Source organism: Rhodococcus sp. Leaf247 (assembly GCF_001426185.1).
GTDB lineage: Bacteria > Actinomycetota > Actinomycetes > Mycobacteriales > Mycobacteriaceae > Rhodococcoides.
Map to the genome: position 1 here is coordinate 403,135 of NZ_LMRP01000004.1, position 13,548 is coordinate 416,682.

The 13,548-nt window shown below is 68.9% G+C and carries 11 protein-coding genes; all 11 read left to right on the plus strand.

Going from position 1 to position 13,548, the window contains the following annotated elements; genetic code table 11:
* Positions 1-182 precede the first annotated feature (182 nt).
* Complete coding sequence (locus ASG64_RS19885; protein WP_442971166.1) at positions 183-1,766, plus strand: UDP-N-acetylmuramoyl-L-alanyl-D-glutamate--2,6-diaminopimelate ligase; 1,584 nt, start codon at positions 183-185, stop codon at positions 1,764-1,766.
* The gene (locus tag ASG64_RS19890; RefSeq protein WP_056075825.1) at positions 1,763-3,214 is read left to right on the plus strand and encodes a UDP-N-acetylmuramoyl-tripeptide--D-alanyl-D-alanine ligase; all 1,452 of its coding nucleotides are present in this window, start codon (positions 1,763-1,765) and stop codon (positions 3,212-3,214) included. Before ASG64_RS19885 ends, ASG64_RS19890 begins: the two co-directional genes overlap by 4 nt.
* Positions 3,211-4,290, plus strand: a complete 1,080-nt coding sequence (gene mraY / locus ASG64_RS19895; protein WP_042575268.1) for a phospho-N-acetylmuramoyl-pentapeptide-transferase — start codon at positions 3,211-3,213, stop codon at positions 4,288-4,290. Before ASG64_RS19890 ends, mraY begins: the two co-directional genes overlap by 4 nt.
* Positions 4,283-5,773 (plus strand): UDP-N-acetylmuramoyl-L-alanine--D-glutamate ligase, encoded by a 1,491-nt coding sequence (gene murD, locus ASG64_RS19900; protein ID WP_442971167.1) that lies wholly within the window; start codon positions 4,283-4,285, stop codon positions 5,771-5,773. Before mraY ends, murD begins: the two co-directional genes overlap by 8 nt.
* On the plus strand, positions 5,770-7,302 hold the full coding sequence (gene ftsW / locus ASG64_RS19905) for a putative lipid II flippase FtsW (RefSeq protein WP_082518524.1): 1,533 nt from the start codon (positions 5,770-5,772) through the stop codon (positions 7,300-7,302). Before murD ends, ftsW begins: the two co-directional genes overlap by 4 nt.
* Positions 7,299-8,435 carry an undecaprenyldiphospho-muramoylpentapeptide beta-N-acetylglucosaminyltransferase gene (gene murG / locus ASG64_RS19910; RefSeq protein ID WP_235579626.1) on the plus strand — a complete coding sequence of 379 codons (1,137 nt, stop codon included), beginning with the start codon at positions 7,299-7,301 and terminating at the stop codon, positions 8,433-8,435. The genes ftsW and murG overlap by 4 nt, the downstream gene beginning before the upstream one ends.
* The gene (murC, locus tag ASG64_RS19915; RefSeq protein WP_042575271.1) at positions 8,432-9,907 is read left to right on the plus strand and encodes a UDP-N-acetylmuramate--L-alanine ligase; all 1,476 of its coding nucleotides are present in this window, start codon (positions 8,432-8,434) and stop codon (positions 9,905-9,907) included. Before murG ends, murC begins: the two co-directional genes overlap by 4 nt.
* A gap of 14 nt (positions 9,908-9,921) precedes the next feature.
* Complete coding sequence (locus ASG64_RS19920; protein WP_082518525.1) at positions 9,922-10,728, plus strand: cell division protein FtsQ/DivIB; 807 nt, start codon at positions 9,922-9,924, stop codon at positions 10,726-10,728.
* A gap of 168 nt (positions 10,729-10,896) precedes the next feature.
* Entirely contained in the window at positions 10,897-12,084 is a 1,188-nt protein-coding gene (gene ftsZ, locus ASG64_RS19925) for a cell division protein FtsZ (RefSeq protein WP_042575272.1), read from the plus strand.
* Complete coding sequence (gene pgeF, locus ASG64_RS19930) at positions 12,081-12,812, plus strand: peptidoglycan editing factor PgeF (protein ID WP_442971168.1); 732 nt, start codon at positions 12,081-12,083, stop codon at positions 12,810-12,812. Before ftsZ ends, pgeF begins: the two co-directional genes overlap by 4 nt.
* On the plus strand, positions 12,809-13,534 hold the full coding sequence (locus ASG64_RS19935; protein ID WP_056075834.1) for a YggS family pyridoxal phosphate-dependent enzyme: 726 nt from the start codon (positions 12,809-12,811) through the stop codon (positions 13,532-13,534). Before pgeF ends, ASG64_RS19935 begins: the two co-directional genes overlap by 4 nt.
* The last annotated feature ends 14 nt before the right edge of the window (positions 13,535-13,548 follow it).

The window sequence follows — 13,548 nt, forward strand, 5'->3', positions numbered from 1 at the left end:
GCGCTCACCTGCCGCGACACCCGCTTGCCGACGGCACGTCCGCCGCGGGGTCGGCTCGCCGGTAATCTGATGCGTCGGCTGTCGGCATGTCCGTCGTCTACTCGACCGTGTCACAGCCGCATGTCCGAATTTCCTGCCCGACCGGACACCGGGTCCCGATCCACACGAGGAGCGTCATCGAAGTGCCCAGCACGTCCCTCCGCCCGCAGCGGCCTCCGGTCACGTCGGCGAGCGATCTGGCACGCGCCGTAGGTCTTCGCCGGGGCATCCTCCGCGGAGGCGCGCTCGAGGAGTCGTCGGAGGACGTGCGGGTGACGGGCATCGAGCTCCGTGCGCAGAACATCGTGGCCGGAGACGTGTTCGCGGCCCTGCCGGGTGCGCGCTCGCACGGGGCCACCTTCGCCGCCGACGCCCTCTCCCGCGGTGCAGTCGCTGTCGTGACGGACGACGAGGGTCTGGCTCTGATGAGTACCGACGGCGTGCCCGACGGAGTCGCCGTCCTCGTGCACCCACGTCCCCGCGACGTTCTCGGCGCGCTGTCGGCGGCCGTCTACGATTCGCCGTCGTCGAAGATGACGGTCATCGGGATCACCGGCACCTCGGGCAAGACCACCACCTCCTATCTGGTGGAGGCTGCACTACGGGCCGGCGGGCGCACTCCCGGATTGATCGGAACCATCGAGACCCGCATCGGCACCGAGCCCGTTCCGTCCGCGTTGACGACGCCCGAGGCTCCGAATCTGCACGCGATGTTCGCCGCGATGTACGAGCAGGGTGTGGACACCGTGGTCATGGAGGTGTCGTCGCACGCGTTGTCGTTGGGACGTGTCGACGGCACGAGCTTCGCGGTGGGCGCGTTCACCAACCTGTCGCAGGATCATCTCGACTTCCACCACACCTTCGAGGACTACTTCGCGGCGAAGGCTCGACTGTTTGCCCCGGACTCAGCGGTCCGCGCGGCGCGGGCGGTCGTGTGTATCGACGATCAGTGGGGCCGGCGGATGGCGGACATCGCGTCCGCGACCGCCGCACCCGTGACGGTCTCGACGGACGGGAGCGGTGCCGCGGGGTCGTGGACGGTCGGCGCGTGGGCTCCCGGATCGGACGGAACGCAGACTTTCGAGGTGTCCCACGGAGACGAGGTGCTGTCCGCGCGCTTGCGCATCCCCGGCCGGTACAACGTCGCCAATGCCGTACTCGCCGCGGCCGTCTGCGCCGAGGTGGGTGTCGATCCCGCGACCGCGTTCGACGCGATGGCCACTGTCGACGTGCCGGGACGGATGCAGCGGGTCGAGCGCGGTCAGTCGTTCCTCGCCGTCGTCGACTATGCACACAAGCCGGCCGCCCTGGACGCAGTCCTCTCCACGTTGCGGGCCTCGACGGACGGCCGGATCGCCGTGGTCGTCGGCGCGGGCGGCGATCGTGATGCGGAGAAGCGACCGATCATGGGCAGGTCCGCGGCAACTGCCGCCGACCTGGTGATCATCACGGACGACAATCCCCGCTCCGAGGATCCCGCCGCCATCCGCACCGCCATCCGGCGCGGGGCCGACGAGGTGCCCGGCGATCGGAGCGGAGAGGTCCGAGAGATCTCCCCGCGTGACGACGCGATCGATGCCGCTGTTCGGTGGGCACGCCCCGGTGACGTGGTGCTCGTGGCCGGCAAGGGTCACGAGGTGGGCCAGGACGTGGGCGGAACCAAGCACCCGTTCGACGATCGACTGGTGCTCGCCGAGGCCATAGAACGACTGAGAGGCTCGATGTGATCCGACTGTCCTTGGCCGCCATCGCGGAGATCGTGGGCGGAACGCTGCACGACGTACCCGATCCCACCGCCGAGGTGACGGCGGGAGTCGAGTTCGACTCCCGCACGATGACCCCGGGTGGGCTGTTCCTTGCATTGCCGGGGGAGCGCGTGGACGGACACGAGCACGCGGCCGGAGCGATCGCAGCCGGAGCCGTCGCGGTCCTCGCGGGGCGTCCGGTCGGAGTGCCGGCCATCGTGGTCGAGCACGCCGACGGTCCGGGACCGGCCGTTCTCGCGGCCTTGGCGACGCTCGCGCGAGCGTCCGTCGCCGACCTGGTGGCCGGCGGACTCACGGTCGTGGGGGTGACCGGTTCGTCGGGCAAGACCTCGACGAAGGACCTGATCCGCGCGGTACTCGAGCGCGCAGGATCGGTGGTCGCTCCTCCTGGATCGTTCAACAACGAGCTGGGCCATCCGTGGACCGCGCTGCGTGCCGACGCGTCCACGAAGTTCCTCGTTCTCGAACTGTCCGCGCGCGGCCGGGGACACATCGCGGAGCTCGCCGCGATCGCGCCGCCCCGTATCGGCGTCGAGTTGAACGTCGGCACGGCCCATCTAGGCGAATTCGGCTCCCGTGAGATCATCGCCGAAGCGAAAGCCGAACTGGTGCAAGCGCTTCCGGCCGACGAAGCCGGTGGTGTCGCCGTCCTGAACCTGGACGACCCTCTCGTCGCCGCGATGGCGTCCAAGACGACGGCACGGGTCGTGACGTACGGCCAGAACGAGGGTGCCGACGTCAATGCGCGGGACATCGTTCTCGACGACACCGCCCGCGCGTCCTTCACGATGGTCACGCCGTCGGGATCTGCGCCGGTGTCCCTGCTGGTGCACGGGGAACATCAGGTGGGGAACGCGCTCGCGGCCGCCGCGGTGGGACTCGAGTGCGGCATGGACGTCGAGACGATCGCCGCGGCGCTGTCCGGTGCCGAGGCCGCGTCCGCACGGCGGATGGATGTCCGTACCCGGGCCGACGGAGTCACCGTCGTCAACGACTCGTACAACGCCAATCCCGACTCCGTCCGCGCCGCGCTGAAGGCTCTGGTCACCATGGCGCGCAGTGGCCGTGACGGCGGTCGGCGGTCGTGGGCCGTGCTGGGAGAGATGGGGGAGTTGGGCGACGATTCCGTCATCGAGCACGATCGCATCGGCCGGCTCGCCGTCCGACTGGCCGTCAGCAAGATCATCGTCGTCGGGACCGGCCGACCCTCCCACGGGATGTATCAGGGGGCGGTGATGGAAGGGTCCTGGGGCGACGAGGCCTACCTCGTCGACGATCCGGCCGCGGCGATCGAGCTGCTGCGGGAAGAGATTCTCCCGGGCGATCTGGTGTTGGTGAAGGCGTCCCGGTCGATCGGCCTGTGGACCGTCGCGGAAGCGTTGCTCGACGAGCAGGGGGAGACTCGGTGAGACAGATTCTGTTCGCGGGAGGGATCGCGCTCGCGGTCGCCATCCTGCTGACACCCGTCCTGATCAAGGCGTTCTCCAAGCAAGGATTCGGCCAGGAGATCCGCGTCGAGGGGCCGGCGAGCCACCAGTCGAAGCGGGGCACGCCCACCATGGGCGGTGTGGCGATCCTCGCCGGTCTGTGGGCCGGCTACTGGGGGTCGCACCTCATCGGCGTCGGGTACGACGCGGACGGCCCGTCCGTCTCCGCGCTCCTGGTCCTCGGCTTGACGACGGTTCTGGGCGTGGTCGGGTTCCTCGACGACTTCATCAAGATCCGCAAGCAGCGCAACCTGGGGCTGAACAAGACGGCGAAGCTGGTGGGCCAGCTGATCGCGGCCGTCATCTTCGGTGTGCTGGCCCTGCAGTTCAACGGCGCGGGCGGTCTGACGCCGGGCAGCGTCCAACTGAGCTACGTGCGTGACATCGCGACGGTGTCCATGGGCGGAGTCGTCTTCATCCTGTTCTGCTACCTGCTGGTCAGCGCCTGGTCCAACGCCGTCAACCTGACGGACGGTCTCGACGGCCTCGCAGCAGGATCGATGACCCTGGTGCTCGGCGCGTACACGGTCATCACGTTCTGGCAGTACCGCCAGTCGTGCACCACCGAGCCGGGCCCCGGTTGCTACGACGTGCGCGATCCGCTCGACCTGGCCCTGATCTGTGCGGCCGCGGCCGGAGCGTGCATCGGATTCCTGTGGTGGAACGCCGCTCCCGCGAAGATCTTCATGGGGGACACCGGGTCGCTGGCACTCGGCGGTCTGCTGGCCGGGCTGTCGATCGTGACGCGCACCGAGTTGCTGATGGTCGTCATCGGCGCGCTGTTCGTGGCCGAGGCCGCGTCCGTCGTCATCCAGGTGGCGGTGTTCCGGTCGAGCCGTCGACGGGTGTTCCGGATGGCCCCGTTCCACCACCACTTCGAACTCGGAGGGTGGGCCGAGACGACGGTCATCATCCGGTTCTGGTTGCTGGCGGCCATCTCGTCCGCGGTGGGCCTGGCGCTCTTCTACAGCGAATACCTCTCGGCGATCGGTGACTGACGTGGTCACGGAGGAACCTCGCGCCCCGCTCGGATCTCCGCTCGACCTGCAGGGGCGACGCGTGCTCGTCGCCGGCGGCCGGGTGTCCGGTCGAGCGGTCGTTCCGGCCCTGCACGACGTGGGCGCCCTGGTCACGGTCACCGATTCCGACGTGTCGTCGTTGGAGACGTGTGCCGAGCTCGGTGTGGACACGGTGCACATGGATTCCGTGGCGACGGATCGCGACGCCGTCGCCGAGTACGCCCTGGTCGTCACCAGCCCCGGCTTCCGGCCCGACTCGCCGCTGCTCACCACTGCGCTGACCGTCGGCGTGCCGGTCTGGGGCGACATCGAGTTCTCGTGGCGGATCGATCGCGCCGAGGTCTACGGACCGGCTCGGCAATGGTTGGTGGTGACCGGCACCAACGGCAAGACGACCACCACGTCGATGGTGGAGTCGGTCCTCGAGGCCGCCAACCTTCCGTCCGCCGCGTGCGGGAACATCGGCGTCCCGGTGATGGACGCGCTCCGCCGCGAACCACGCGCGGATGTGCTCGCGGTCGAACTGTCGTCGTTCCAACTCTTCTGGGCGCCGTCGGTGCAGCCTGCGGCCGGCGTGGTGCTCAACATCGCCGAGGATCACCTCGACTGGCACGGCGGTATGGATGCCTACGTCCAGGCGAAGCTGCAGGCGCTGCGTGGAGACATCGCCGTGGTCGGTCTCGACGACGCGGTAGCGGCGTCTCTGCGCGATCGTTCGACCGCGGAGACGACGGTCGGTTTCACGGCCGGTGAGCCGGACGCCGGCGATGTCGGGGTGATCGACGGCGCGATCGTCGATCGTGCGTTCGGTGACTGCGTCTCGCTGGTGGACATCTCGATCATCGAGCCGCCCGGCCCCGCCGGGTTGCAGGACGCGTTGGCCGCGTCGGCTCTGACTCGGGCGATCGGCGTCTCTCCGGCTGCGGTCGACGCCGGCCTGCGAGCCTTCCGCGTCGGTCCGCACCGTGCCGCCACGGTGCGGACCTTGGCCGGCGTGCGGTTCGTCGACGATTCGAAGGCCACCAATCCGCACGCGGCCCGGTCGTCGATCCTGGCGCACGATCGCGTCGTGTGGCTCGCGGGCGGGATGCTCAAGGGCGCCGAGGTGGACGATCTGATCTCGGAGATCCGGTCCCGACTGGTCGCCGCCGTGGTGTTCGGCCAGGACGGGGACCGGATCGCGTCAGCACTCGCGCGACACGCCCCGGATGTGCCCGTCGTTCGGGTGCCGCCGGGAGACGATGCTGAAGTGGCCGATGCGACTGATGTGACTGACGGTGACGAAGTGATGACGAAGGCGGTCCGTGCGGCCGCTCGCCGAGCCGAGTCCGGCACGACCGTGCTGCTGGCTCCGTCCACCGCCTCCTTCGACCAGTTCCGCGACTACGGGCACCGCGGGGACAGCTTCGCGGCGGCCGCGCTCGCTCTCACCGAGAGCGACCTCGGGGGTCGACCGGCATGACGCAGGCTCGCGGAACCGCCACGACACCACCGTCGCGCGCGGGTGGTCCCATCGCGCCCGAACCGTCGAGCGCGACACGTCCCGAGCGGACGACCGGTCGTCGCCCGGTTCGAGCGAAGTTCGAGACGTGGATCGATCGTCCTCTCGCCTCGTTCCACCTGATCATCACCGTCGCTGCGCTGCTCACCACGCTCGGACTGGTCATGGTGCTCTCCGCGTCGTCCGTCGAGGCGTACGCCGAGGACGGATCGGCGTACACGATGTTCACGCGCCAGGCGATCTTCACCGTGGTCGGACTCGTGATGTTCGTGTTCGCTCTGCGGGTGCCGATCCGCCTGGTGCGCAAGCTGTCGCTGCCGCTGTTCGTGATCTCGATCGTGATGTTGGTCCTGGTGCTCATCCCCGGTATCGGCACGGTCGCCCAGGGAACTCGCGGGTGGTTCACCATCGGCGGGGTCGGCCTGCAGCCGTCCGAGATCGCCAAGGTGACGTTCGCGGTGTGGGGTGCGCACCTGCTCGCATCGAGACGAGCCGAACGAGCGGGGCTCAAGGAACTGCTGATTCCGCTGGTTCCTGCCGCGATGGTCGTGTTCGGACTCATCGTGCTGCAGCCGGACCTCGGAACCACGGTTGCGCTCGGCATCATCCTGATGGCGCTGCTGTGGTTCGCCGGGTTGCCGGTCAAGGTGTTCGGCTCCGTCGTCGGTGGGCTCTTCCTCGCCGCCGCCACCCTCGCCATGACCGCCGGATACCGATCGGCTCGCATCCAGAACTGGCTGAACCCCGGCAGTGACCCGCAGGGCATCGGCTACCAGTCGCGTCAGGCTCTCTACTCGCTCGCGGACGGCGGGATGTTCGGACTCGGCCTCGGTCAGAGTCGGGCCAAGTGGAGCTACCTTCCGAACGCGCACAACGACTTCATCTTCGCCATCATCGGTGAGGAACTCGGTCTGGTGGGCTGCGTCGCCGTCATCGGACTGTTCGGCATCCTGGTCTTCACGGGCTTGCGTATCGCCGCACGGGTTCCCGATCCGTTCATGAAGATCCTCGTCGCGACCTTCACCGTGTGGATCCTGGCGCAGGCCGCGATCAACATCGGCTACGTCGTCGGACTGCTTCCCGTCACCGGCCTCCAGTTGCCCCTGGTGTCGGCAGGTGGAACGTCCACGGCCATCACACTTCTGGTGCTCGGACTTCTCGCGAACATCTCTCGGCACGAACCCGAAGCGGTGGCGGCCCTGGCATCCGGTCGCGACGGAAGGTTCGGGCGGTTGCTGAGACTGCCGGTGCCAGAGGTGTATTCGCCGGCCCGGTCGTCGCAGGCTCGCGGGCGGGGCGCTGTCGCCGCGCCGCCGCGTCGCCGGGCGATTCCCTCGCAGGACGCGCGTCGCGCAGCGCCACAACGGATGTCGGGACGCGCCGAGCACCAGCAGCCGCGGCGCGGCGCACCACATCAGGACCCGAGGGCGGAGCGAGGCCGCCAGAGTCCTCGCCGCACCCCACCCCGAGAACGGAGATACGACCGGTGACAAGTTCTTCCGGCGTGTCCGTCGTCGTCGCCGGGGGCGGCACGGCCGGACACATCGAACCAGCTCTCGCGGTGGCGGATGCCCTGCGGGAGCTGGACCCGTCGGTGCGGGTGACGGCCCTGGGTACCGAGCGTGGACTCGAGACCACTCTCGTTCCCGCACGCGGTTACCCACTCGCGCTGATCCCGCCGGTTCCGTTGCCGCGCAAGCTGACCGGCGCGTTGCTGGGCCTGCCCGCGAAAGTCGTGCGTTCGGTGCGCGAAACACGCAAGGTCTTGCGCGAGGTCGACGCGGATGTCGTGGTCGGCTTCGGTGGGTACGTCGCGCTTCCGGCCTATCTCGCCGCGCGAGGCTCGGTGCCGATCGTCGTGCACGAGGCCAATGCGCGCGCCGGTATCGCCAACAAGGTCGGCGCGCGTCTTGCGACGCGCGTCCTGGCCGCCGTCGACGGGTCGGGAATCCACGGGCGTGGGCGCAGCGATGCGGAGGTCGTCGGCATCCCGGTCCGGCCCACGATCACCGATCTCGACCGCGCCGGCCTGCGCGCGGAGGCCCGCGAGCATTTCGGTCTTCCCCAGGACGGCCCCGTTCTTCTGGTGTTCGGCGGATCCCAGGGCGCGCGATCGCTGAACGTCGCGGTGTCCGGAGCCGCGGCCGCTCTGCGCGCGGCAGGTGTGTCCGTGCTGCATGCACACGGACCGAAGAACACGCTCGACCTGCCTACACCGTCGGACGACGGCTCGGTGACACCTGCGCCGTACGTGGCCGTCCCGTACCTGACACGGATGGATCTGGCGTACGCCGCGGCGGACGCGGCCGTGTGCCGCTCGGGCGCCATGACCGTCGCGGAGGTCTCGGCAGTCGGTCTGCCCGCCTTCTACGTACCCTTGCCTCATGGCAACGGGGAACAAGAGCTCAACGCGGGCCCGGTCGTCGCGGCCGGGGGCGGCGTCGTGATCGCCGACGCCGATCTCACACCGGACTTCGTGTCGTCCGATGTGGTGGCATTGCTGACCGATCCCGCACGGTTGGAATCGATGAGCGCGGCTGCCGCCGGTGCGGGGCATCGCGGCGCGGCGGCACACGTCGCGCGCATCGTCCTGGACATCGCACGGGGCGGAGGCGACCGATGAGTACCTCCTCGGTCGATCCGACCCTTCCTCCCGAACTGCAGCGCGTCCACATGGTGGGCATCGGCGGAGCGGGAATGTCCGGGATCGCCCGCATCCTGCTGTCCCGCGGGGGTCAGGTGTCCGGTTCCGATGCGAAGGAGAGCCGCGGCGTCAAGGCTCTGCGCGCTCGCGGTGCGCTGATCCGCATCGGTCACGACGCGTCGGCTCTCGATATGCTCGACGGCGGCCCCACAGCACTCGTCACCACGCATGCCGCCATCCCCAAGACCAATCCGGAGCTCGTCGAGGCGGCGGATCGCGGCGTGCCCGTTCTGCTCAGGCCTGCTGTGCTCGCGTCCTTGATGCGCGGATTTCGTACCGTGCTCGTCTCGGGTACGCACGGGAAGACCTCGACGACGTCGATGCTCGTCGTCGCTCTGCAGCACTGTGGAGCGGACCCGTCGTTCGCCGTCGGCGGGGAACTGAACGAGGCCGGCACCAACTCGCACCACGGCACCGGCGAGGTCTTCGTGGCCGAGGCGGACGAGAGCGACGGGTCACTCCTGCAGTACGACCCCGATCTGATCGTCGTGACCAACGTGGAGGCGGATCATCTCGACTACTTCGGTAGCGAGGACGCGTACGTGCAGGTCTTCGACGACTTCGCGGCGCGATTGTCTCCCGGCGGCGCCCTGGTGGTGTGCACGGACGATCCCGGATCGCGGGAACTCGCCCGCCGCGTCGCCCAGCGTGCGCCCGAGGGTGTCCGCGTCCTGGGGTACGGCTCGGACGACGCCGGTATCGAGGGCGTCGAGACGGCGGCCGAGCTGCTGGGGTGGTCCCCGGAGGACACGGGCGGTGTCGTGCAGTTCCGCTTGGCGGGGGAGGAGCGGGCGCGCACGGTCCGTCTCGGTGTCCCCGGGCGGCACATGGCCCTCAACGCGATGGCGGCTGTCGTCGCAGCTCGCGAGACGGGCGCCGGTGTCGACGAGATCGTCGAGGGTCTCGCCGGATTCGCGGGCGTTCACCGACGCTTCCAGCTGCAGGGACGCGAACGCGGCGTCCGGGTGTTCGACGACTACGCCCACCACCCGACGGAGGTTCGTGCCGTTCTCGGTGCTGCCGCCGATCTGGTCCGCACCGCCGATACGGCGACGCCGGGCCGCGTGATCGTCGTGTTCCAGCCGCATCTGTACTCCCGCACCGCGACGTTCGCGGATCAGTTCGCCGCGGCACTCGATCTCGCGGACGAGGTCGTCGTCCTCGACGTGTACGGCGCCCGCGAGGATCCGGTACCGGGGATCAGCGGCGCCACCGTCGCCCGGTCGGTCACCAAACCCGTTCACTACCAACCGGATCTGTCCGCAGCGCCTCGTCAGGTGGCGGGGCTGTGCGTCTCCGGCGACATCGTGGTGACGATGGGCGCGGGCGACGTGACGATGCTCGGGAGCCAGATCCTGGACGCCCTCCGCTCGACGCCGGCGCGGCGCTGAGCGGGTCGAGAGAGATGACTTCACGCGGAAGCGGTCGTACTCGCCCCGCGGCGACACCGAGACGTGTGGGCGCGCAGCGCTCGACGCGAACTCGCACGTCGGGTAGTCGGGGTGCGTCCGGCACTCGGGGATCGAGCAGGTCGACAGCGCGCGAGCCCCGCATCGGTCGCAAGGGAAAGTTCGCGATCCTCGCCGCCCTGGTGGCGTCGATCGGATTCGTCGTCGTGTCGTACTTCGGCCCGCTGTGGGCGGTGGACACCATCGACGTCACGGGCAATGCCGCGGTGACGCGGGAGCAGGTCGTCGAGGCTCTGCAGGTGGTCGAGGGAACTCCGCTGCCCAGGGTCGACACCGACGGGGCGGCGTCCCGTGTCGCCGCCATTCCGAAGGTCGCCACGGTGCGGGTCCAACGCGTCTATCCGGCAACCGTCCGTGTCACCGTCGAGGAACGCATTCCCGTCGTGTTCTTCGATGCCCCCGACGGCACTCATCTGATGGATGTCGACGCGGTCGACTTCGCCGTCGAGCCGCCGCCTCCGGGGGTCGTGCGGTTGGTGGCGGCCAGTCCGTCGTTCGGGAACCTGGAGACGAGATCCGCTCTGGCGGTGCTGACTTCGCTTCCGGCCCCCCTGCGCTCGCAGGTCGCGCAGATCGACGCGCCGACCATCTCGGCGGTATCGCTGACGCTCTACGACGGACGCGTCGTGGTGTGGGGGAGCAACGACGACAACGAGTACAAGGCGTCGGTCGCGCTGCCGCTGCTCACGCAGCCGGGACAGACGTACGACGTGTCCAGTCCTGATCTCCCGACCATTCGATAGAAAAGCCGTTCACAAGTTTTCTCGGCGTGTGTCGGCGCGCCTAATGGAACCCACGAGACGGTGTCTCTAGCGTTCCACCCAGTCGATCACTTGACATAACTATGAACCTATGGTTCAGGTTGAGGGTTTGGCAGCATCTTGATCACCAACCACGGAAGGCGAGAGCCCATGACGCCCCCGCACAACTACCTCGCCGTAATCAAGGTCGTCGGCATCGGCGGCGGCGGCGTCAACGCGGTCAACCGCATGATCGAACAGGGACTCAAGGGAGTCGAGTTCATCGCGGTCAACACCGACGCGCAGGCGCTGCTCATGTCGGACGCCGACGTCAAGCTCGACGTCGGCCGCGAACTCACTCGCGGTCTCGGCGCCGGCGCAGATCCCGAGGTCGGCCGCAAGGCCGCCGAGGACCACAAGGACGAGATCGAAGAGGTGCTCAAGGGCGCCGACATGGTCTTCGTCACCGCCGGCGAAGGTGGCGGCACCGGTACCGGCGGCGCACCCGTCGTCGCCAGCATCGCCCGCAAGCTCGGCGCCCTCACCGTCGGCGTCGTCACGCGCCCCTTCTCGTTCGAGGGCAAGCGTCGCGGCGGCCAGGCCGACGTCGGTATCCAGGGTCTGCGCGAATCGTGCGACACGCTCATCGTGATCCCGAACGACCGGCTGCTCCAGCTCGGCGACGCAGCCGTCAGCCTCATGGACGCGTTCCGGTCCGCCGACGAGGTCCTTCTCAACGGAGTGCAGGGCATCACCGATCTGATCACCACTCCCGGTCTGATCAACGTCGACTTCGCCGACGTCAAGGGCGTCATGTCCGGAGCGGGCAGCGCCCTGATGGGTATCGGCTCCTCCCGCGGGGAAGGTCGCGCCATCAAGGCGGCCGAGTCGGCGATCAACTCGCCGCTGCTCGAAGCGTCGATGGAAGGCGCCCGCGGCGTTCTGCTGTCCATTGCCGGTGGCTCTGATCTGGGACTCTTCGAGATCAACGAGGCAGCATCGCTGGTCCAGGAAGCTGCGCACATCGACGCCAACATCATCTTCGGCACCGTGATCGACGACTCCCTGGGCGACGAGGTGCGCGTCACCGTCATCGCTGCTGGATTCGACGGCAGCGGACCCGCTCGCCGTCCCGTCGAGGCACCGCAGAGCCAGTCGCGCGGCGCCACCGTGGGCACTGCTCGCGCGGGTGAGACGCGCACCGAGGACGACGGTCCCGCCGTCTTCCGCGACGCGCCCTCCTCGTCGTCGTCTCTCCCGCCGATCGGCGAGCGCGCCGCGCGTGCCACCGGACATCCCGTCCGGGTGGACGACGACGGTGACGACGACGTGGACGTGCCTTCCTTCATGCGTCGGTGAGCATCTCCGACCGCGGCTACCGCGTCCGGCGCGTGACCACGTCACGCGCCGGAGGCGTGTCCAAGCCTCCCTACGATTCCTTCAATCTCGGTGACCACGTCGGTGACAGCCCTGCCGACGTCGCCGCCAACCGTCGCCGTCTCGCCGAGAAGATCGGCCTCGATCCCGGCCGTCTCGTGTGGATGGATCAGATCCACGGACGCTCGGTGGCCACGATCGACGGTCCGCAGAGCGCTCCGCTCGACGCGACGGATGCGGTGGTGACGACGCAGCGCGACCTCGCGCTGGTCGTGCTGGCGGCGGACTGCGTCCCCCTGCTGCTGTCCGACGACGCGGCCGGTGTCATCGCTGCAGTCCACGCGGGACGCGTCGGTGCGCGCATCGGCATCGTCCCGCGTGTTCTCGACGCCATGGTGGCCGTCGGTGCTCGGATCTCGCGTATCGAAGCATTCATGGGTCCCGCGGCCGGGGGAGAGGACTACGAAGTTCCCCGCACGATGCAGATCGATGTGGAGACCCATCTACCCGGCAGCGCTACTCGGACACGGAAGGGCACGCCGGGGCTCGACATCCGTGCGGGTCTGCGGAGGCAACTCCTCGAGTCCGGTATCGCGGGCGTAGCGCTCGATCCGCGCGAGACGATCACCGATCGCTCACTGTTCAGTCATCGCCGCGGCGCACCCACCGGTCGGCATGCGGGTGTCATCTGGATGGACACCACCTCGTGAACGTTCACGACGAACGCCGGTCGTACCTCGCCGAGCACCTCGATCAGGTGCGCACCCGTCTCCGCGCGGCGTGCGTCGCTGCGGATCGGTCACCGGAGGACGTGACACTGCTTCCCGTCACCAAGTTCTTCCCCGCGTCGGACATCGCGATCCTGCGCGATCTGGGGTGCACGGAATTCGGTGAATCCCGCGAGCAGGACGCGTCGCCGAAGGTCGCCGAGATCGGTACCGACGGCGTCCGCTGGCACATGATCGGACGTCTGCAACGCAACAAGGCCAAAGCTGTTGCTGCGTGGGCCTATTCGATCCACTCGGTCGATACGGACAGGTTGGTCGCCGCGCTGGGGAAGGCCGTCGCCGGGGCGATGGACGACGGTGCCCGCACCCGTGATCTGGAGGTGTTCGTGCAGGTGAGCCTCGACGGCGACACCCACCGGGGAGGCGTCGACCGTGAGGATCTTCCCGCACTGGTCGACGACGTCGCCGCGACGGAGGGGCTTCGCCTCGCCGGGTTGATGGCGGTGCCTCCGATGGACGCCGATCCGGACGCTGCGTTCGAGGATCTGCAGGCTCTGCACGCGCAGGTCCTGCGCTCGCATCCGGGTGCGGTCGAGCTTTCCGCGGGCATGACCGGTGACCTGGAAGAGGCTGTCCGACATGGGTCGACGTGTGTGCGTGTCGGAACCGCGATCCTCGGTCCGCGGCCGATAACCTCGCCTTGACGGCATGAACACCA

Coding starts and splice junctions, on each gene's coding strand:
- ftsW (WP_082518524.1), top strand. CDS start 5,770: ATGACGCAGGCTCGCGGAACCGCCACGACACCACCGTCGCGCGCGGGT.
- murC (WP_042575271.1), top strand. CDS start 8,432: ATGAGTACCTCCTCGGTCGATCCGACCCTTCCTCCCGAACTGCAGCGC.
- ASG64_RS19920 (WP_082518525.1), top strand. CDS start 9,922: ATGACTTCACGCGGAAGCGGTCGTACTCGCCCCGCGGCGACACCGAGA.
- ftsZ (WP_042575272.1), top strand. CDS start 10,897: ATGACGCCCCCGCACAACTACCTCGCCGTAATCAAGGTCGTCGGCATC.